A 21,149-nucleotide genomic window follows, 5' to 3' on the forward strand; every position below is an offset into this window, starting at 1 on the left:
GACAGGATTTGAACCTGCGACCCCTTGACCCCCATTGCGGGTCCACTACAGCAAAGGGCAGCTGAGCAAGGTCGAGCGTGGGATCAAGGCTCCCAGTCGTGACCTTGCTCGTCTGTGCGATGCCGTCCTCGAGGCCGGGGGCGCACTCGTGGCACTGCTACCGGACCCGGTCACCGACGCCCGTACTGAGGAGCCAGATGGTTTCGACGAGGAGGTATGGCTGATGCAGCTGTCCACTGACGGCGGGAGCTGGTTCAAGCCCGTGCCCCGCAGGCAGGTGGTGAGCGCGGGCGTCGCCTCACTGACGAGCCTGGGTGCGGGCGGCTCGGAGGCCTTGTCCGCACCGGGTGACGCGCAGGTGCTGGAGGTGTCCCGTTCGCTCTTCGACCACTATCGGCGCCTCGGCCAGACGGTCGGTCCGGGGTTCCTCCTCCCCGGCCTCATAGCGCAGACGCACACGCTGCGGGAGACGTCCACCCACGCCGACCCGCGGACCCGCCGTCAGTTGCTCGCGCTCGGCTCCCGGTATGCCGAGTACGTCGGCTGGCTGGTACAGGAGTCCGGCAACGAACAGGCCGCGTTGTGGTGGACACAGCGTGCCGTCAACCTGGCGGCCGCCGGCAGTGACCGGCATCTGGCCGGGTACGCCCTGGTGCGCCGGGCCTTGGTCACGCTGTACCACGAGGACGCGAAGGAGACCATCGCGCTCGCCCGGCAGGCCCAGAACAGCACCCTTCCCCCACGCATTCGAGGGCTTGCCGCCCAGCGTGAAGCCCAGGGACATGCGATCGCCGGCGACCGGGACGCTTGTCTGCGCACCCTGGACATAGCCCGCGAGCTGCTCGACCGCCATACCCCGGACTCCGGCACACCCGTCATCGGAACCATGCATCTGCCCGATCCGGTAGGCATGATCACAGGCTGGTGTCTTTACGACCTGGGGCGTCCACGCGAGGCAGCCGAGGCCCTGGACCAACAGCTGGCGCAAGTTCCCCCACACGCCTTGCGCACTCAGGTCCGCTACGGGGTGCGCCGCGCTCTCGCGCATGCGGCGGCTGGTGACATCGAGCATGCCTGTGACCTGACAGCCCAATTGCTCGGCGGTGCCGCGGCGGTGAGTTCCGCGACCATCTCAGCCGATCTGCGTCGTCTCGCACACACTCTGGGCCGCCACCCACGCAATCCGTCAGTCCGCGCACTGGCACCGCAACTCGGCACTTCCTTACGTCTCATCACCCCATGAGAAAGGGGCCACTATGGCCGAGGTATTCATCAACTACCGTACGGGCGACGGGGAGAAGACGGCTGCCCTGATCAAGAGGGAGCTGTCATACCGCTTCGGGGAGAACAGTGCATTCCGTGCCTCGGAATCCATCCCACCCGGCGCGCGCTACCCCGAGGAGTTACTCCGAAACGTTCGACGCAGCGCTCTATTGCTGGCTGTGATCGGGTCCGCGTGGACACGTTTCGCCGAGCTGCGTGGGGCGGACGACTGGGTCCGCAGGGAAATCCTCGAGGCGTTCGAGTGCGGAGTACCGGTCGTCCCCGTACTCGAGGGACGGAAGACGGAACGGCTGAATGAAGCCGATCTTCCACCCGAGCTGGAGCGGCTCGCTGAGGTGCAATCCGTCCGGCTGGACATGCAGAACGCGGTGGCGGATCTCAGGCGCCTCGGCGACGTGGTCGCCGACATGGTGCCATCACTCAAGGCACACGAGCGCCACGACCGGCTCTCCCCTGGCGCCGACGCGGTGAGTAATGCGACGGGGGAGGTCAACGGCCCGGTGGTACAGAGCCGGGACATCACCGGGGATGTGGGCACCGTGATCAAAGACAGCTCGGGCCCGGTTCACACGGGAAAAGGCGACATCTACAACAACTCACGCCATATCTCCGGCGGGCGACACTTCTCCGGCGACGGTATGACGTATTTCGAAGGGGACAATCAGGGAGGCATTCACCAGCGCTTCGGTGATGGCCCCCGCCGCGAGGACGACGACCGGTGAGCGATTCCGCCGAATCACAGATCCACGACCCACGCGGCCCGGTCCACAGTGGCCTCGGAGACCAGATCAACCTCATCTTCGAAGCGTTCGGGAAGGACCGCCAAGGCCGCAACCCACGGCGCCTCGCCGAAGACCAACTTCTCTGGCTCTGGCAGCGGTTCGTCTATCCGAACGGATTCGGCGAGGCACGCCACATGCTGGCCGAGACCAGCACCGTTCTGCTCGATGGCGCCCCCGGTAGCGGGAGAACGTCAGCGGCCCGCGTCCTTCTTCACGAGCTACGCCGCGATGTCGGCTCATTCCACGAGCTGCTGCCCGGTGAGGAAGGCGAATCCCTCCTCGTCCCCGACCTGGTCGGGGACGAGGACCGACTGCTGCTGGACTTGGCAGCCGCGGACGAATCGCAATGGACGGAAGTGCTAGAAGAGCTTCCGTCCTTCCACAAGACGGTAGTCGACCACCGCGCTCACCTCGTGGTCGTCCTGCCCTTGCGTCGGACGGACCGCTTGCCGGTGGAGCTCGATCGGCACCGCGTAGAGATTTTTCGCCCGCGAGGCATGGAGGTGCTGCTGCGCCACCTACGCCAAGACGGCCTTCAGCATGCCGACCGGGCCCATTCGGCTCCGGCCGTGTCCGACTTCCTGAGCACACCACGACCGATGAGGGAAATCGCCGAATTCGCCAGCTTGATCGTGCGGGCACAGGCGGCCGCTCCAGCCGGGGAAAGCTTCATCGACTGGTGTGAAATCGCCCGCGCAGCCATGGCCGACCGAGGTCCGCAGGTCGCGAAGCATGTTGCCACCATGACCGGAGGACCGCAGCGGGCACTGCTGCTGACCACGGCCATGCTGCACGGAGCCCACGCCGATGCTGTACACAGCGCCACCACCCTCCTGCTGCGTGCCGTCGACCATCCCAAGGACGACCGCCCGCTGCTGGAACACGCGGACCTGGCCATGCGGCTGGAAGAAGTGTCCGCCGGACTCACCCAGCACGGGGCGGTGCGCTTCAAGGAGCTCGAGTACGACACCGCGGTCCGAGCCCATTTCTGGGACCACAGGCCCGACCTCCGCGAGCACCTGGGTACCTGGGTGGGACGGACCGTAGAGCTCACCGACCCGGTGCTGTCCCCGGACGACCGCCGCCACGTGGTACAGCACCTGTCGGACCAATACTTGCGCACCGGCCGGTGTGAGGAGCTGGCGACACTCGCGGAGCAGTGGACCGCGGTGCCCACCACCGCGCGGCGGTTGCGGTCAGCCACACAGGCACTGGAACGCGGTCTTCTCGACGAACGACACGGCCGCTCCTTCCGGGACAAGATCTATGACTGGTCCAGAAACAGCCGGCTGGGCGAACCACTCGCGCAGGTCCTCGTCGAGGTATGCGCCGAAGTGATCGCGGTACAACACCCAGACCAGGCGCTGGTCCGCCTCCATCACGTGGCCAGGCGGGAGCGCCGCACCACTCGCGCACGTGATGCTCTGTGCCGACTGATGCAGGAGGACCACCGCTTGCGCCGACGCATGCTGCACCGGCTCGTCAACAGGCCCACCTCCTGGTCGGCGGACATTGACCTCTTCCTGCAGACTTCTGATCCCGCAGCCCTGACGCACCTGGGCGGACGCGCCCACTCTCTCCTCGGTGAAACCGTCGTCCGTGATCAGCTGATCGCGGGATGGGGCACGGTGTTCGGCCAACTCCCGTTATCCACTTGGGAGAAGCATGTGCGGCACTGGCTGCACACCGCCTGCTCCGACGAACATCACACAGACCCACTCCTCGACATCCTGGTCAGCGGCGCAGCCGGTCGAGGAGAGGTGTTCGGAGCCCTGTACGCGACCGCACGAAGGGCAGAACTCACGGCTCCCGGTGGCAGAAAACACGGCTCTGCCCTCACCGATCTTCTCCTGCGGAAGATCTCCACAGCTCAGGGCATACGGCAGCAGCCACCACGACACAATCCCGAGGAACCAACATCATGACATCCGGCGCCAAGACAGTGACCGTCTTCCTCACCATCCTCTGCGGCCTGCTGCTCACCATCGTCGCCATATGCGGCAACTGGCCATGGTGGGCCTGGTCCGCACTGGTTGCCCTGCTCCTCAGTTTTCCTCTGCTGATCACAAAGATCGCAGGCATCCGCCGTCGGTCCTTACCCCCCGAGCTGACGCCCTACCTCCCGCCGGTGCCCGTAGAGCGCAGGGAGGAGCAGATCTCGCATGTCTCACTGCCGAGCGCTTGGGAGGACTACGACTTCCTGTTCTCTGCCACCGCTCGCTGGTGCCCGACGGGCAAACCAGCGGAAGAACCGATCGTCAACCCTGCCGGGCTGGCGGTCGAAGCAGTCCTCAAGCGCGCCCGTGCGATAACCAAGGATCGTGAACCCGGTTGGGCCTCGTTCGTCCAGCACGAACTCAGCGGTGCACTGAGCAGAATGCAACCGGAGCCCACGGGACACCTCCAAGCCATGGCCGAGGCCATCACCCTCACTCTCTCCGAACACGATCAGGAACGTCTGAGCAGTCTTGCCTCGGTACGCAAGGACAAGGCCGTCTGGGAGCACCAGAGGAAGTACGAGCAGAGCAAACGCGAATACCTGGGCGACAACGTCCTCAAGGACACCGGCAGCGCCGTCGTGTGGTGGCTGGCCAAGAACGACGATCAGGTGCACAAGGCAGTGGAGGACCTTGGCCTCCTCGCCCAGCTGACCTCAGCGGCCAATGACACCGACGTTCCTGAGCGCCTCCTGCATCTCCTCTCACCGCCGAATGCCGAAGACGCGGAACCTGAAGAAGCAGACGGCCTTGGAACAGCCGACCAGCCGCTGGGACATACAGGCTCCACAGCAGACCACTTCGACGCGTTTCTCCAGGGAATGGGGCTGGATGCTGGCGATGTCCGGCGCGGAATTCTCACTCGGCAGATCGCCGAAATCCTCGTCACCCAAGGTCGCAACGAAACGGCGGAAGAGTTGCTACGTCGCTTCGACGCGCCCGCGACCCCCTTCAACGATGACTTCGACATGGACAGCGCAACAGAGGACGGTTCCGGGCCCTAAGTGTCGATTCGCGCAACGGGCCCCATTTGCATGACGATCCAGGCATACACGGAGGACACCGATGGAAGAACTGGCCGCCCTAGCGGCATCGGGAGCCGCATCCCTGGTCGGGCTCATGATCTCGGACTCCTGGAATCATGTGCGAGAAACAGTCGCCCGTTTCATCGCCCGCGAACGCAAACCCGAAGACACGATGGCAGAGCTGGACAGGGCACGCCACAGGCTCATCGCAGCGCAGGAGAGGGGAGATGAAGGCGCCGTGCGGGACATCTCTGCCGAGTGGCAGTCCTACCTGTACCTCCTGCTCTGTACGGACCCCACCACCGCCGAGGAACTCCGCGCCATGTCCGCATCCCTGGACAACATGCTCGCGGGGGAGCAGTCGCCCGGCGTCAGCAATGTGATCAACGGCGGAGTACAGCATGGGCCGGTCGTTCAAACCGGTCAGATCACCGGAACAGCTGTCCACACCATCCACATGCGACTAGCAGAGGAGCAGCCCAAGGCGTCCAGCTGATGGCCGGAAGGTGCCCACGTGGCTGATCAGGACGAACTACCGTAACTACGTATGGCGGAGAACGAGATCTCGGGTGGGAGTCTGGCCAACGTCGTCCAGGCCCGCGAAGTCCACCAGCTCACAATCAATGCCCCAGCCGAGACGGCGATCCCGCGCTACCTCCGAGACCCCAGTCGCTGGCCACTGGCCCGCGAGTGGGGCGCGCTCTCGGCAGGCGTGCACAAGGCCCGTCCAGGTGAGGGTGGTAGCAGGCTCCCCCTGTATGTGCCCCGGGACATCGATGCTCCTTTACGCGAACGTATCGCCCAGGGTGACTTTGTCCTCGTGGTCGGTGATTCCACATCGGGCAAAACCCGTGCGGCGTTCGAGGCGGTGCGGAAAGTGTTCCCCGGCCACAGAGTCCTTGTGCCTCCAATAGGCAGCTGCTTGAGCCAGGCCCCAGACACCGTGGAGCACTCCGGCCTATCCAGCGTGGTGTGGTTGGATGACCTGGAGAAATACCTGGTCCCGGGCGGCCTGGAGCCCGAAGTCCTCGCCGACTTCATTCAAACGGGGACACCAGTTGTAGCGACAATGCGCCTCAAGGCGTACGAGACTTACACCGATGAGCACGACAGCGGGACCGGGTCGCAAGTACTGCGGGTCGCGGAGATCTTCGACCTGCACCGTCTTTGGAGCGATGCCGAGCTGTCTCGGGCCGCGGACTGCGGCGACTCCCGAATCCTCGATGCTTTCGCCCACCACGCCCTCTTCGGGGTAGCCGAATACCTTGCTGCCGGCCCGGCACTGCTCCAGGAGTGGCAGAGAGCACACTCCATACACGGACACGCACGCGGTGCGGCCCTAGTGGCCGCCGCCGTGGACCTCGCCCGCACGGGTCTCCGGGCCCCCTGGTCCCGCGCACTACTGGCCGAACTCCACGAACGCTACCTCGCTGCGGCAGGCGGTGCGGTGCTACGCCCTGAGTCCCTGGACGCGGCGTTCGACTGGGCATCCCGCATCCGCTTCGGAGTCACCAGTCTGCTCCTACCTGCGCATGACGATGCCAGAGGTGAGTGGTGGGGGCCGTTCGACTACCTTGTGGACCAGACGGATTCGAAGATCCCATCCGAGATCTGGCAGGCGGCGCTGGTCCACGCTAACGAGGAGACAGACCTCCTCGCCATCAGCAAGAACGCCTTCGATACTGCACCCCAGATCGCCGAGCGGTCGCTGCGTCCGCTGGCAGCAAACGGCCGCCGCACCAGCGCGTTCAATCTCGGCTTCCTTCTCAACCGTCAGGGCCGCGAGGCAGAGGCCCGCCAGTGGTGGACGGCCGCCGCAGATGCCGGTCTTGGCCGAGCTGCCCTGCGACTCGCTCTGCTGGACGCACGTGTCGGCGCACCGGCGGAGAGCCACAAGTGGTGCACACGTGCCATCTCATACGGCCCCGCCGATATCTCCGAGCAGGCCGCGAAGCTGCTCGACGCGCTGCACGACGAGTAGCCCGTCGCCACACGGAAAAGGCCGCCCCCGCATCTCTGCGGAAACGGCCTTCGACCTGCGAAAACGCTGGTCGGGACGACAGGATTTGAACCTGCGCCCCCTTGACCCCCAGCGCCGTCAAGCTCCATACGAAGTCATACGCTTCAGTCGTCAAGTGGCAACCCCGCGCGCCCACCGCAGGCGTGGACTCACAGGCAACGTGGGAGCTTTGTGCGAGGATTCACGACGGGTGTTCATTCAGTGACGACTCGAGTGGGCCGGGGAGGGAAGAGTTGTCGTTACGTGGGCTGATCCGTGACGAATTGGCCGCGTCGAGGCCTCGTTCGGAGCGGCTGGAGGCGATGCGTTCGGCGCGGCTGTATTTTCAGCGGCCGGATGAGCCGGGCTTCCTGGTCTCGGATACGGAACAGGGGCCGGTGGTGCCAGTTGTCACCTCCTTGGAACCGCTCGCGTTGTTCGCCGGGCCGTGCGGGTGGGCGTCGACAACCGTGGCGGATCTGGCGGAACTGCTGCCCGAGGGCGTGCGCGCGTTGGTGGACCCGCTGGGCCCACGGGCGTTCGTGCTGGATACCGAAGCGCTCCAGTCCACCGATGGTCAGGGGGAGCACGATGGCAGAGCATGACGGGGGAGCATCGAGCTCCAGTGGCCCGAAGCCCGGTGATGGCTACAAAATCGAGATCGCGTCGGTGCGCAAGGTGCTGACCCCGCTGGAGGAGTCCGTCGTCGCCGCCCGCAAGATCAAGGGCGACTGGAAGACTCTGGCCGAGACCATCCAGAACTCGGCCGACTTCGACATCTACGACTCAGCCGAGAAGATGCTCTCGTCCTGGGGCTTCGGCATGGGACAGGTGGCCGAGCGTACGAAGACCGTGGTCGAGACACTCCGGCAGGTCATCGCCGCCTACATCCTGGCCGATCTGCTGCGCATCAAGGACTTCACGCCGACCGCGGACAACATGGCCAAGCTGCCCTTCGGAGAGGCGGGTCTGAAGGCATGGCAGGCGGGGTCCCGGCCGAAATTCGATCCGCCGCCCGAGATCTATCAGGAGCCGTGGCTCGACGACAGCGGGACCGGCGGTACGCAGGACGTGCCCACCAACCCCCGCAAGCGCTATGACGGCGGATGGGAAGTCGACGGCGGGCCGAAGGGAACCATCGCATGACCCAGCGCGATGCCACAGAAGGCGGCGCGACCGAGCGGATACCGCCGAATGCCAAGCCATCAGAGGTTATCTACGGCAGCCCGTCGGACATCGAGGACCTGGCGGTCAAACTCCGTGCGTACGCCGGTGCGTTCAAGGACGGACAGGACAAGCTGGACGTCCTGTCCCTGATGGACTGGACCGGGGCCGGATCGGAAGGTTTCCAGGACGCGACCCGGAAGCTCCCCAGGGAACTGGAATCCGCCCAGACCTACTTCACAGCGGCAGCGAACGCCCTGGACGACTACGCCGAAAAGCTCCGCTCGGTCCACCACCGCGTCAAGCCCATCATCGAGGACGCGGACGACGCCCGGGCCGCCTCCAAGCGCTACTGGAACAAGGTCACCGACTACAACGCCGCCGTCGACCGGAAAGACGATCCGCTGCCGGAACGTCCGCCCGAGGACGACCCGGGCCTGGCGGCGTTGGATGCCTGCTACGGCCGGTTGGACAAGCTGGAGAGCGAGCTCCAACTCGTCATCGACGCGGCCAAACGCAAACTCGACAAAGCCGCCAAGGAGGCCCCGGACAAGCCCCCGGCCCCCAAAGGCTGGGACAAGTTCAAACAGCACCTCGGGGACTTCGCCGGCGGTGCCGGCGACACCCTGGGCAGCTGGTACGAGGATTTCGACGACCTCGTCCACGACGGGCCCGACGGCCTCGGACTGCGCCTGGCAAGCACCGTAGACGGCGTCACCTACGCCGCCGAACACCCCAAGGAGTTCGCCAAGGCCGTCACCAACTGGGACGAATGGCAGCGCAACCCCGCTCGCGCCGCCGGCCAGCTCACCCCCGAGCTCCTCCTCGCCCTCGCCACCGGCGGCACCGGCGCCGCACGCCGCGGCGGCTCCATCGCGAAAAACGCCGCCCAGCGCCTGTTGAACCGCGAACGGGGGCTACGCCGCGACGGCAGCGCCCGCAAGCACACCGACGACCATCCGAACAAGAGCTGCACGCCCGGCAAGGACAAGTGCACCACCGGTGAGCCGATCGACGTGGCCACCGGCGAAATGGTCATGTCCGCCACCGACGTCACCCTGCCCGGCGCTCTGCCACTAGTCCTGGAACGGCACTACGTCTCCGGACACCCGTGCGGAGGCTGGTTCGGCCACACCTGGGCCGGCACCCTCGACCAACGCCTGGAGATCGACGACGAAGGCGTCGTCTACATCACCGACGACGGTATGCTCCTCACCTACCCGATACCGGAACCCGACGTCCCCACACTTCCCACCTCCGGCCCACGCTGGCCACTGCGCTGGGACGGCAAACCCGACGGCACCTTCACCATCACCACCCCCGAAAACAACCGCACCCTCCACTTCGCTCCCCTCCCGGCATGCGGCCGAGAGCTGGCCCTGACCGCGATCACCCACCGCACCGGCGAAGGCGACCACATCACCATTGCCTACGACGAGCAGGGCGCACCGACGGAGATCACCCACTCCGGCGGCTACCGCATCGCCATCGACACCGATCCAAAACTGCTGCGCATCACCACCCTCCGTCTGCTCCACGGCGCGGAGCATCAGCACAGCACCCCCCTGATCTCATACGGCTACAACGAAGCCGGAGACCTGAGCGAGATCATCAACTCCACCGGACTTCCGCTGCGTTTCCAGTACGACGACGAACACCGCATCACGTCCTGGACCGACCGCAACGGCACGGCCTACGCGTATGTCTACGACCATCACGGCCGCGTGCTGCGCGGCATCGGACCGGACGGCATCCTGTCCGGCCGCCTGCACTACGACACACAGGCCCGGACCACGCGCTACACCGACTCGCAGGGCAACACCACCGCCTACGTCTACAACGAGGCGTACAAGGTCATCGCCGAGACCGACCCGCTGGGCAACACCACACGCGCCGAATGGGACGAATCCAACGGCCACCCCATCGCCGTGACCGACCCCCTTGGCCACACCACCCGCTACCGCTATGACGATCAGGACCGGCTGGTCGCCGTCGAACGACCCGATGGCACCGTCACCGAAGCCGTCTACGGCGACTACCACCTGCCTCTGGAGACCCGGGAGTCGGGTGGCGCAATCTGGCGCTACAGCTACAACGACAGCGGCGCACGCACTTCCACCACCGCCCCCGATGGCGCCACCACCCGCTACGCCTACAACGCGACCGGGCACCTCACCTCCATCACGGACGCCCTGGGCCACACCACCGAGGTCACCCCGAACGCAGCGGGCCTTCCGGTCGCGGTTACCGATCCGCTCGGCCACACCACTCACGTCCGCCGGGGCCCGCACGGCCGGATCACCGCCGTCGCCGATCCCCTGGGTCACACCACACGTCATGGCTGGACCATCGAGGGCAAACCCGCCTGGCGCGAAGGCCCGGACGGCTCCCGCGAGGTGTGGCAATGGGACGCCGAGGGCAACCTCGCCCGCCATACCGACCAGGCCGGACACACCACCAGCTACACCCACACCCACTTCGACCTGCCAGCCACTCGCACTGCCCCCGACGGCGCCACTTACGCCTTCACCTACGACACCGAGTTGCATCTGACCGCCGTCACCAACTCCCAGGGCCGGCAGTGGCACTACGAGTACGACGCAGCGGGCCGCTTGGTCGCAGAAACCGACTTCAACGGTGCCCAACGCACCTACGAACGGGACGCGGCAGGCCGCCTGACCGCCCATACAAACCCGCTTGGCGAAACACTCCGCTGCACACTCGACAGCGCCGGGCGCATCGTCGCTCAGCTCGACGAAACCACCGGCGAGCAGACGACCTACAGCTACGACAAGAACGGCGCCCTGCTCCACGCAGCCAACACCAATTCAGAACTGACCCGTGAACACGACCCGGTAGGCCGTGTCATCTCAGAAACCATCGATGGTCGCACCACCACCTACGCGTACGACGCCCTTGGCCGCCGCACCCAGCGCACAACCCCAACGGGCCTGACCTCAACCTGGACGTACGACGCCAACGGCCGCCCCACCGGCCTGAACAGCAACACCGGCACGTTGGACTTCACCTATGACCCAGCCGGACGCGAACTCGAACGCCGCCTGGGTGAGCACACGAGTCTCACGCAAACCTGGGACCAGGCCAATCGCCTCGCCACTCAGAACATCACAACCCGCCACCAGGCCGAAGCGGACCACATTCTCCAGCACCGCTCCTACACCCACGGTACGGACGGCTACCTTGCCGAAATCCGCGAACTCACGTCGGGCACCCGTCGCTTCGAGTATGACCCGGTCGGGCGCGTCACCAGTATCCGCGGCCACGGCTGGACCGAAAGCTACGCCTACGACACGGCAGGAAACCTCAGCCACGCCACCGCTCCCGCCCACAACGCCCCGGGCGACCGCTCCTTCACCGGCACGATCATCCATCGTGCCGGCCGCACCACCTACGAACACGACACGGCCGGCCGCCTGATCCGCCGCACCCGCAGGCTCCTCAACGGGCAGACCCGAACCTGGACCTACACCTGGAACACCCAGGACCGCCTCGACCTTGCCACAACCCCCGACGGCAAGCGATGGCGCTATCTCTACGACCCGCTCGGTCGCCGCACCACCAAACAACGTCTCCAAGACGATGGCACGATCGCCGATCTGATCCACTTCACCTGGGACGGCACCCGCCTCGCCGAAGAAACCATCTCCGGTGGCACGGCGACGACGTGGGACTACGCCCCAGGCACCCACCGCCCCGTGTCCCAATCCACACACCGGACGCTCAACCCCTGTCCCGGGACCCTCGACCTCTCCCTCGGCACCTCCCAGTCCGCGAACGACGCTCAATTCCATGCGATCGTCACGGATCTGGTCGGCACGCCAGCCGAACTCGTCACCCCTGACGGCGCCCTCGTATGGCAAGCCCGCACCACCATCTGGGGCACTCCCCTCAGCACCCCACCAGGCGAGGTGGACTGCCCCCTCCGGTTCCCCGGCCAATACGCCGACCCGGAAACCGGCCTGAATTACAACTTCTTCCGGTACTACGACCCGGAGACAGCCCGCTATCTCACCCCCGACCCACTTGGCCTCGCGCCGGCCGACAATCCCCACACCTACGTTGTCAACCCCCTCACCTGGGCCGACCCACTCGGCCTGGAAGGCTGTGGCCCAGGCATCGATGACGACACATACGATGAGATAGAAGCACAATACGGAGCGCGCGTCGCGGAAGGCGTGGACCACGACTTCCAGCGCATGAACGATGGCTCCGCCAACGCAGCAGATCACTCCATATCAGGAATTGGTTCGAACCCGAAGGAGCTGGCCCGATATCTGGCATCCTTCGAGGGCAAGACCACCCACGTCGACACCAGAACTGGGTCGAGCGTTGCCTATGACAGAGGGCGCGGCGTCCTGATCGTCGAGACAGCATACCGAATTCACGCATACCACTATTCATCAGATTCTTTCGACTCGGAGAGATACAGGCCAAAATGAGAGCAAGGATTCGAATCCAGTCATGTAACCCAGGAAGCGTGTCGTTGAAGCTTACGCCTGCGCAGGCAGCCCTGTTCCGAGAGTGCATCGCACTCACCATGGAGACCCACGACGGAGACGCCATGGCAGAACTCTGCACGGGCAGCCCGAGGAGGGAACTGGAAAACATCACGAAAGAGGTAGCACATGTGCCAGAAAACGAATCTGGCACATGCACCTTCACGCTCAGACAGCTCCACTCGATTTATGCCGGCATTACACATGCCGTCGTCGCACTCCCCTCAGAAGAGGGATTTCACATTCGAACTGGATTTTACCGCGAAAACGCCATCGAGTTGGCGAATTCCATGAGGTCCACTGTTCACGATTGCATGCGTTCGACCTCGTAAAGACGCGGTGGCCTTATCCTTGCCGAAAACCTTATCCTGCGGGGCTCGAATAATCATCGTTCCTGGTCAAGAGGCATGTCTGTACTCGTTGATCACGCCGCCGAGGACGCGGGTGCGCAGGACTTTGCGGCTGGCCGGCTTCAGGATTGGAGGTGGTTGTCCGTGAGCTTGGGGAGGTAGTTGGCATCGGGCCCGGTGGGGGCGGTGCGCGTTGCAGTGCCTCTGGTAGGTGGCCAGGACCTGGCGCGCGTGTCCTTCGCCGAGGATGAGTATGTGGTCGAGGACTTCTCGGCGGAGAGTGCCGATCACTCGTTCGCAGTGGGCGTTGGCCTTCGGTGCACGGACCGGTGTCTTGATGATCTCGATGTCCTCGGCCTGGAACACGGCGTCGAAGGCGTCGGTGTACGTGCTGTCGCGGTCCCGGATGAGGAAACGCAGCAAGTCCATGCGTATGCCCAGGTCGGTGGCGAGGTTGCGGGCCTGCTGGGTGGCCCAGGCAGCGGTCGGGTGCGCGGTGACGCCGGCGATGTGCAGGCGCCGGGTGCGGTGCTCGAGGAAGATCAGAGCGTAGAGGCGGTGCAGGCTGATGGTGTCGATGTGGAGGAAGTCGCAAGCGATCACGCTGGTGGCCTGCGCGGAGAAAAACTCTCGCCAGGTTGGACCGGTGCGGCGTGGTGCGGGGTCGAAGCCTGCGGTGTGGAAGATCTGCCAGACGGTGGAGGCGGCGATCGGGTGTCCGAGCCGGGCCAGTTCACCTTGAATCCGGCGATGGCCCATCGGCTGTTCTCGCGGGCGAGGCGCAGTACGAGTTTCTTGATGGCAGCTTGCGTGGGCGGCCGTCCGAACCAGAGACGGTCCGCCGGCTCGTACCGTACCCGCCCCTGCAACTGGCGTCGTAGCACCACGTTTTCGTGCCGCAGGACGAGAAGCTCAGCCTCCTTCGAGGTATCCCGCTGAAGGAGCGCTGCTGGGACAGAGAGAAGACATCGAGTCATCCGGTAGAGAAGCGACACGACCACCCAACCAGGATCGCAGTGCTACGCGGCGGCCGTGACCTTTTGACCAGCAGCGATGAATATCCGAGCCCCACAGGATCGCAACTACGTTCGCCTGCCCGGGCACCTGGGTATGACCCTGTGGCGGTCGCCCTTCCGGGCGACCGAATCTTGTTCCCCGAACTGGTGTCTGCCCCGCAGTCGGGCGCGTGCGGCCAAGCGCTTAGAAGGCGCCTGCTCTGTCTCGGTGGCGGCATCTGAGGGCCGCGTTCGCCTGGTCCATGAGGAGATCGACAGTCGCTGAGTCGACGACGTGGTGGAGTTCCGCTTCAATATCTAGCCCCTTCATCGCCATCGTCGCCCTGGTCATCACCGCGCTGCTCGCTGTCGGCGTCGCCGCGGCCTGGTTCACCGGCCGCGGCCCGCTGATGGCACGAGGTGCTGACCGCTGCCGCGGGCCGACCGAGTGGCGAGCGTGGCTGGCTCTCCTTCGCCTATGCCTCGCCGCCCTGGGTCCCACCCCCACTCGATCCAAGGTTCAGATCGCCACTTTCGATCAGCCGGTACAAATGTTTTGTCGACATCTGCCGTTGGCTTTCCGCGTTGCGGAACAGGTCACCGTACGGAGTGTCCGCCTGCCCGAGCAGCCAGCGCGCAAGCGCAGCATCGTTCAACCTCACCGCGCCCTCGGCGTGCCGTTCCAACGACCTCATGTACGTAGCGAAAGGGCCATAGAAGAAGTCGCCAGTGCCGGACGGCGGGATCTTCGCCATGGCTCCATACGCAGCTTCTCGGAGCTCGTCGACTCTGTCCCTGAACTGCTGCAGGTCGACACGATCTCCCTCAGCCACACGATTGCAGGCGCGGAAAAGATAGTCGATCCATGCTTGCCCTGCAGCCCGGATCTTCCCGACCACAAGGGCATCGCGAGCCTTGCGAGACGCTTCAGCATCGCTTGCGTTCCTTTTCACTCTCCAGACTTGAACGGCCGATGCCATGCCACCCACAGCAAGGCCAGCCACCCCGCTGGCTATCGCAGTCACGAGTTCGCTCACGGGGAGATGGTGGCACGGTGCGAGGAACAGCGGGCGGACTCAAGACCGATCAGCGGCGGTCTGCCCAGACTCGTGAGGTGAACAGCACGACGAACGCAGCTACGACGGTGGTCACCCATGTCATCCGACCATCACCCCCATGGATGCATTTCGTGGCGCGACGTCGACACCGGAAAACCGAGACAGTCAGGAAACCGATTACGCACAGACGCCGACAGCCGAAGGCGGCTCCCGACCGGGACACTCGGGAGGGTAGACACCACCTTTGCCCCGTTAGCCCAGTGGTCGCCCACCGAGTGCGCGATGTTGCGATCCTCAGTCACCCCGAAGGACGACCGCCACCGTCCAACCCGATGGCACCGCCGGAGTCGTAGCCCAGTTGCGATCCTCGGTCGCCCCGAAGGGTGACCGCCACGCTGGTTGATCAGCTCAGACACCCTATCTACTCTCTGGCCGCGACGGAGCGAGACGCCTCATCAGCTAATACAGACATGCAGCATGACGTGCAACGATGACTTTTCGAGCGGCACAGGTCGGACACGAACATGGCATCGCGGGGCTCAAAGGACGAGGAGCTGGTGACCTTGTCTACTGCTTCCACAGTAGCGATGACGTCTGCCCGTACCCGAAAGGGTTCGCAGCCGGTCAGCCTCCTCGAGGAGCCTTACGTGATGGCGATGTGATGGCATCGCCCCCGTTACGCCATGATCAGCCACCTGATACGCCGAGCATCGGCGCCTCCACGATGGAGTCACGCAGCTCCCCCACCGGAGGTGAACGGTGACTTATCAGTCTCCTGAACGCGGTCGCGTGTACCGGCGTTGCGGCTGCCGTCGTCCCGACGGCAGCCGGCAGTACGGCGCCGGTTGCCCGAAGCTTCACGATGGTTCGAGGCACGGGTCCTGGGCTTTTGCCGTCGACCTGCCCTCCACCGACGGCAAACGCCATCCACTCTGCCGCAGCGGATTCCCCACCCGGCAAGCGGCCCACACAGCACTGGAGCGCGCCCCGGAGTCGGAGCGCACGGGTGGCGAGGACACGGGGAGAAAGCGGATTCTCCGGCCCGGGCTCGAGACGGCCATACTCGGCGCCCACCACTCTCCACCCGGCCAGTCCTCAGACAGCGGCGTGAGCCACTCTTCGCCGTTGCAGTCCTGGCAGATGCTGGCCTTTTGCGCGGCAGCTACAAGCTTCGGTGGTTTCCAGGACCTTGGACTTCATGTGGGACGGTAACCGACGGAGCTGGGGAGGCCGATTTCGAGAACGGCCACCACGCCGAACTCGCCTGCTGCACGAACCGTCTGCCAGAAGACAGGAGCGTCATCACTGTTGTCCACTGCGGCCCTTGAGCCACACCGCGAAGCATCCCGTCACGAACGTTCCAGCCGCAGCCAGAACAACCGGTCCAGCTCCGGCCACGGCGACCAGCACGACGGTGGTGGTCAGCAGTGCCAGAAGAACCAGCGCATCCAGGATGGGCCGAGTGTGTCCGCCGCTTTGGGAACCGTGGTGAGGAGCCATCGAAGTCCGTTCGTCGGGGCCCGACGCCAGCCGGGCCGTGTGCTGTGGTCCTGAGTGAGCACGACGGCGTCCCCGCATGGCGATCCAGCTCTGTCGTTCGCACCGGACGGTGCAGGTGAGCGGACTAGGATCGACTGGTCCGGTCCGGACCGTACAGGACCGCATCGGCGCCTGAACCGGGCGGGGAGGGGCACGGAGTGAAACGTGAGTCGGAGCCGCGGGCATGGTTCGCCGAGCGGTTGGACGAACTGTTGCGACTGTCCAGGCCACGACGACTGGAAGACGTCGCGCACGCCGCGGCACAGCGGATCTCCCGGCAGGCGAGAGCGGCGGGCAAGATTCCCAGGCGATTACCGGACAAACGGCGGATCAGCGCTTGGAGGACCGGAAAAAACGTGCCGATGGACCCCGCTGTGCTCACCGCTGTGGTCTCGGTGCTGATCGACGCTGCGCGACGACGGAATGTGAGCTCCAATACAGCAACCGAAGGGTTGTTGGACACACATACCTGGGAACGGTGGCGCACGGCAGCCGCGCAAGCCCCGGTCTCTCCGGAACCGCCTGCCCTGCACGTGCCCATATCTCCCCGCCGTACGCTGATGGCCAAGGCAGATCTTCTACTGCAACTGGGAGTTCACCGAGCTGTCGAGACGGGGCCTGAGCGTCTGCCAGCACCCCTTGGATCGGCACTACCCGTCTATGTGCCGCGTGACCACGACCGCACGAAACTGTGGGACGCGTTGGATCCAGAACTTCCGGTAAACCGCCTCGTCGTCTTGGTCGGAAAGTCCACGACCGGGAAGACGCGTTCCGCAGCGGAGGTGGCACGTCGGCGGTTAGGTGAGTGGGAGCTGTTCGCCCCTGCCGACGCGGGCGCGCTCCTACGGTGGATCGCGGGAAACTCCCGGCCGCAAACAGTCCTGTGGCTCGATGAACTAAGGGATTTCCTAGCTGGCGGGCATGGACTAGCCGTGGCGGCCGGTCTGCGAGGACTTCTAGCAGGCGAGCACCGGGTCGTTGCCATCGGAACGCTCTGGCCGCAGGACTGGCAGGCCCACGCCGGCAATGATGCCGAACCCCGCCAGGGCGCAACGGCTGTGCGCGAACTGCTGGGCAGAGCGATTCGGGTGGACGTACCGCCTCACTTCTCGCCAGTGGAGTGGGACCGCGCCAAAGAACAACAGACGCTGGCCTTCGCAGTGGAATCCTGCTCCGCTACAAGGAAACTGACCCAGTTCCTGGCCGCTACGCCCCATCTACTACAGCGCTATACCGATGCAGATCCCCACAGCAGGGCACTGCTGAGTGCCGCAATGGACGCTCGTCGGCTCGGGTATCGCGCTCTCCTCACCTCCGGATATCTGAAGCGCGCCGCCGTTGGGTACCTCGACGAGCACTCACGGGTGAATCCGCCCCGCGACTGGTATGTTCGCGCACTCGACTACGCAACCGCCGAAGTCAAGGGGGCTGTCGCTCCGCTGACCCCACTCCGCACCGCGCCGGGCGTCGGCTCTGCCGACGGCTTTCAACTCGCGGACAGCCTGGAGGAATACGCCCGGTCCACCCGCTCCCAGGTGATCGTGCCGGTCGAAGTGTGGGACGCTCTGGTCGCCGCGGCCGAGGATCCGGACGACCTTGAGCGTCTCGGTATGGCTGCACAAACCCGCGGTTACTACCGGTACATGCATCTCTTCTGCCGCCCTGCTGCCGCGCAGGGACGCGGTATCGCTCTGTATCTCGTCATGCGCAATTTGGAGGAGCAGGGCCGCGCCGAGGAGGCCATCGCTCTTCGCATCGCAGCGGCCGAGGCGGGCGATACCGAGGAGATGGAGCACCTCGCCAGGCACTGGGAGCGGGAAGGGCGGATAGACAAGGCGAAGGCGGTGTGGCGACGGGCCGCAGAGGAGGGCAACGCCGCCGCCCAGAACGGACTGGCCGGGGTGCTGGCCCGTGACGGGGATACCTCAGCGGCTGAGAAATGGTGGGGGACGGCGGCAGAGACGGGTCACGCACAAGCCATGCGCAAGTTGGCGGAGTCACTGGAAACTCGTGGCTTGGCCCGCGATGCCGAGCACTGGTTGCGTAGAGCCGTTGATGCTGGCGAGTGGTGGGCCCCACATAGGCTTACTCGCCTTCTGACGGAATCCGGGCGCGCTGATGAGGCAGTTGAGATATGGCGTCCACGAGCAGCACTGAACGACACAGAAGCGTTCCTTGAGTTGGCCCGTGCTCTGGAGACGGCAGGAGATCCATCTGCAGCTGCGGAATGGTGGCAGCGGGCGATCGACAAAGGCTCGACCAAGGCGGTCTTCGGCCTCCAAAATCTGCTGTTCCGCTACGGCAACACTGAAGACGCATACGGGATCGTCGCACGCGCCATCGCAGCGGGTGATACCAAGGTCATCGAAGAGCTGTGCAAACGAAACGGAGGAGAAATCACCCTTATCAGAGGTGTGGAGAGCGGCCTACAGCGGGCCTGCGCCACCGGCAGCTGGGCGGCACGGCATGTGCTTTCGGATTTCCTGTGCGCCGACGGTCGCCCCGCCGAGGCTGTAGCTCTGTGGCTGCCGGCCGCCGAGGCAGGAGACTTCGCCTCCATGAGCTGCCTGATCCGGCTGATGTACCTGTGCGAGAACCATCGTGAAGTGGAACGCTGGGAGTCTCGTATGGTCGAATCAGGTGATGGCTCAGCGATGGCATCAAGGGCGCATGCCCTCCGGGAAGTGGGTCGCCTACACGAAGCCGAGAGTTGGGAGCGTCGAGCTCTGGAGACGGGCTATACGATCAACCCCCCGGTAAATCTAGAGTACCTGCTCAGGGAAATGGGACGAACTGCCGAGGCTGACCGACTGCACGCCTACGGCATCGAGCCCGGCGGTAGGACCGCAGACCCTTGGTGAGATGTGGCACTCGTTGTTAGCCCGTCGTCATCGGCACGGGCCCACCGCAGCCTCGGCCTACGAGCCCCCGCAGACGACCCGAACGTCATCCCGCGGCCGAACATCCGCACCTGCCCGTTCACCAGGGAGCCGGTCACCAGCAGCACGTCCGGCCAGTGTGCGACCAGCTTCTTCAGGTCAACCTTGTTGCAGGCCGGCGGTGGTGGCTACCGGGACACCGGCCTCATCATTCCGCACCGCCGCGAACCCGAGCAGACCGAACTGTCGGCCTGGAAAGAGGAATACAACACCTCTCATCGCAAGGTCCGCGCCCGCATCGAGCACGCCTTCGCCCGCATGAAGAGCTGGAAGATCCTCCGCGACTACCACCTGAAAGGCGACGGCGTCCACCACGCCATGCTCGGCATCGTGTGCCGCTCGAAAAGTCATCGCCGAAGGTGAGCTGGATGCGGTCAGCCCGCTGGGATCATGTCCTCCGTGATCGTAGCCTTGCTGTACAAGGTGACCCGGAAGCTTTGACTGTTCCATCAGTTCTCCTCCGTCGCGGGACGGCGAAGGACGCGGAACTTCTGGTGCTGCGGCACGAGAACGCGGTCCCGCGCCGCCAGTTGGCCGGACCGGTCTGCTATCAGCCTGCCGACCGGTTCTGGTTCGCCGCCCTGCCCACGCTGACACCCCGACGCCACTGGCTCAAGATCTTCCCTGTCACCCCCGGCACCCTGCTTGCCTGGCACCGCAGATTCATCGCCGCAAAGTGGACTACACCGCGCGCCGGGGCACCGGCCGCCCACCCACCCCGGCAGCGATCAAGAAGCTCGTCACGCGGCTGGCAAGGAAGAATCTGACGTGGGGGCACCGGCGGATCCAAGGGGAACTTGCCCAACTCGGGTATCGGATCGTCGCCTCGACGGTGTGGGAGATCCTCAACACGGCCGGTATCGACCCCGCGCCACGTCGCTCAGGCCCCACCTGGCGCGAGTTCCTGACCGCGCAAGCCGCCGAGGGCATCATCGCGGCAGACTTCTTTCACGTTGACACCGCCCTCGGCAGGCGGTTATACGCGCTGGTGTTCCTCGAGCACGGCGCCCGGCGGCTGCACATCACCGGGGGTCATGCCCGCCCGACACGGGACTGGGCGGTGCAGCAGGCGCGGAATCTCACCGCCGACCTGGGCATACGCATCCAGTTCCTGCACTTCTTGTTACGCGACCGCGATGGCAAGTACGGCGAAGCGCTCGACGCCGTCTTTGCAGCCGAGGAGATGGACATCCTCACAAGTGCGCCGCAGGCTCCCCGCGTGAACGCACACTACGAACGCGTCATCGGCAGCATCCGACGCAAAGCCCCCGACCACGCCCTCATCATGAACGATGCCCACGCCCGCCACGTCCTCGCGGCCTACGAACACCACTACAACGAACCGACCCCACCAGGCCCGCCACCAGCTACCACCCGACGCCCACGAACAACCCGCCGCGGCGCCCGGCCTCAGCACCGGCAAACTACTGCACACCCCGATCCTCGGCGGCCTCATCAACGAGTACAAATATGCAGCATGACATGCAGCGATGACTTTTC

Annotated in this window: 11 protein-coding genes and 3 pseudogenes; 12 read left to right on the top strand and 2 right to left on the bottom strand. The window is 65.2% G+C overall.

All coding sequences use genetic code 11. From position 1 onward, the window contains the following. Positions 1-148: 148 nt before the first annotated feature. From VT50_RS18715 to VT50_RS18755, 9 genes are all read left to right on the top strand, one after another. Positions 149-1,243, top strand: coding sequence for an NsdA family TPR-like regulatory protein (locus tag VT50_RS18715; RefSeq protein ID WP_240529211.1), 1,095 nt, complete (start codon positions 149-151; stop codon positions 1,241-1,243). A 13-nt stretch (positions 1,244-1,256) separates the two neighbouring features. Next, positions 1,257-2,006 (top strand): toll/interleukin-1 receptor domain-containing protein, encoded by a 750-nt coding sequence (locus VT50_RS18720; protein WP_046087477.1) that lies wholly within the window; start codon positions 1,257-1,259, stop codon positions 2,004-2,006. After that, positions 2,003-3,991 (top strand): hypothetical protein, encoded by a 1,989-nt coding sequence (locus VT50_RS18725; protein WP_046087478.1) that lies wholly within the window; start codon positions 2,003-2,005, stop codon positions 3,989-3,991. Before VT50_RS18720 ends, VT50_RS18725 begins: the two co-directional genes overlap by 4 nt. Beyond that, positions 3,988-5,067, top strand: a complete 1,080-nt coding sequence (locus tag VT50_RS40480) for a hypothetical protein (RefSeq protein WP_240529212.1) — start codon at positions 3,988-3,990, stop codon at positions 5,065-5,067. Before VT50_RS18725 ends, VT50_RS40480 begins: the two co-directional genes overlap by 4 nt. Before the next feature lie 61 nt (positions 5,068-5,128). Continuing rightward, positions 5,129-5,584, top strand: a complete 456-nt coding sequence (locus VT50_RS18735; protein ID WP_046087479.1) for a hypothetical protein — start codon at positions 5,129-5,131, stop codon at positions 5,582-5,584. A gap of 51 nt (positions 5,585-5,635) precedes the next feature. Continuing rightward, positions 5,636-7,069 carry a hypothetical protein gene (locus tag VT50_RS18740; protein ID WP_053048642.1) on the top strand — a complete coding sequence of 478 codons (1,434 nt, stop codon included), beginning with the start codon at positions 5,636-5,638 and terminating at the stop codon, positions 7,067-7,069. A gap of 272 nt (positions 7,070-7,341) precedes the next feature. Next, complete coding sequence (locus VT50_RS18745; RefSeq protein ID WP_046087480.1) at positions 7,342-7,692, top strand: hypothetical protein; 351 nt, start codon at positions 7,342-7,344, stop codon at positions 7,690-7,692. Further along, positions 7,679-8,233, top strand: a complete 555-nt coding sequence (locus VT50_RS18750; protein WP_046087481.1) for a hypothetical protein — start codon at positions 7,679-7,681, stop codon at positions 8,231-8,233. Before VT50_RS18745 ends, VT50_RS18750 begins: the two co-directional genes overlap by 14 nt. Beyond that, positions 8,230-12,711, top strand: a complete 4,482-nt coding sequence (locus VT50_RS18755; RefSeq protein ID WP_046087482.1) for a DUF6531 domain-containing protein — start codon at positions 8,230-8,232, stop codon at positions 12,709-12,711. The genes VT50_RS18750 and VT50_RS18755 overlap by 4 nt, the downstream gene beginning before the upstream one ends. A gap of 455 nt (positions 12,712-13,166) precedes the next feature. Here the strand turns inward: VT50_RS18755 and VT50_RS18760 are convergent. Continuing rightward, a pseudogene (locus VT50_RS18760) lies at positions 13,167-14,119 on the bottom strand (integrase core domain-containing protein). 470 nt (positions 14,120-14,589) lie between these two features. Beyond that, a complete protein-coding gene (locus VT50_RS39315; protein ID WP_158083213.1) occupies positions 14,590-15,150 on the bottom strand; it encodes a hypothetical protein in 561 nt (186 codons plus the stop codon). Between the two features lie 1,718 nt (positions 15,151-16,868). Here VT50_RS39315 and VT50_RS39045 point away from each other — a divergent pair. The 3 genes and pseudogenes from VT50_RS39045 to VT50_RS41405 all read left to right on the top strand — a co-directional run bounded on the left by VT50_RS39045 (position 16,869) and on the right by VT50_RS41405 (position 21,130). Next, complete coding sequence (locus VT50_RS39045) at positions 16,869-19,571, top strand: tetratricopeptide repeat protein (RefSeq protein ID WP_143645240.1); 2,703 nt, start codon at positions 16,869-16,871, stop codon at positions 19,569-19,571. Between the two features lie 186 nt (positions 19,572-19,757). Beyond that, a pseudogene (locus VT50_RS18775) lies at positions 19,758-20,012 on the top strand (transposase); the annotation flags it as partial. A 36-nt stretch (positions 20,013-20,048) separates the two neighbouring features. Further along, a pseudogene (locus VT50_RS41405) lies at positions 20,049-21,130 on the top strand (integrase core domain-containing protein). The last annotated feature ends 19 nt before the right edge of the window (positions 21,131-21,149 follow it).

The organism is Streptomyces antioxidans, assembly GCF_000968685.2.
GTDB lineage: Bacteria > Actinomycetota > Actinomycetes > Streptomycetales > Streptomycetaceae > Streptomyces > Streptomyces antioxidans.

Coding starts and splice junctions, on each gene's coding strand:
- VT50_RS40480 (WP_240529212.1), top strand. CDS start 3,988: ATGACATCCGGCGCCAAGACAGTGACCGTCTTCCTCACCATCCTCTGC.
- VT50_RS18735 (WP_046087479.1), top strand. CDS start 5,129: ATGGAAGAACTGGCCGCCCTAGCGGCATCGGGAGCCGCATCCCTGGTC.
- VT50_RS18740 (WP_053048642.1), top strand. CDS start 5,636: ATGGCGGAGAACGAGATCTCGGGTGGGAGTCTGGCCAACGTCGTCCAG.
- VT50_RS18750 (WP_046087481.1), top strand. CDS start 7,679: ATGGCAGAGCATGACGGGGGAGCATCGAGCTCCAGTGGCCCGAAGCCC.
- VT50_RS18755 (WP_046087482.1), top strand. CDS start 8,230: ATGACCCAGCGCGATGCCACAGAAGGCGGCGCGACCGAGCGGATACCG.
- VT50_RS18720 (WP_046087477.1), top strand. CDS start 1,257: ATGGCCGAGGTATTCATCAACTACCGTACGGGCGACGGGGAGAAGACG.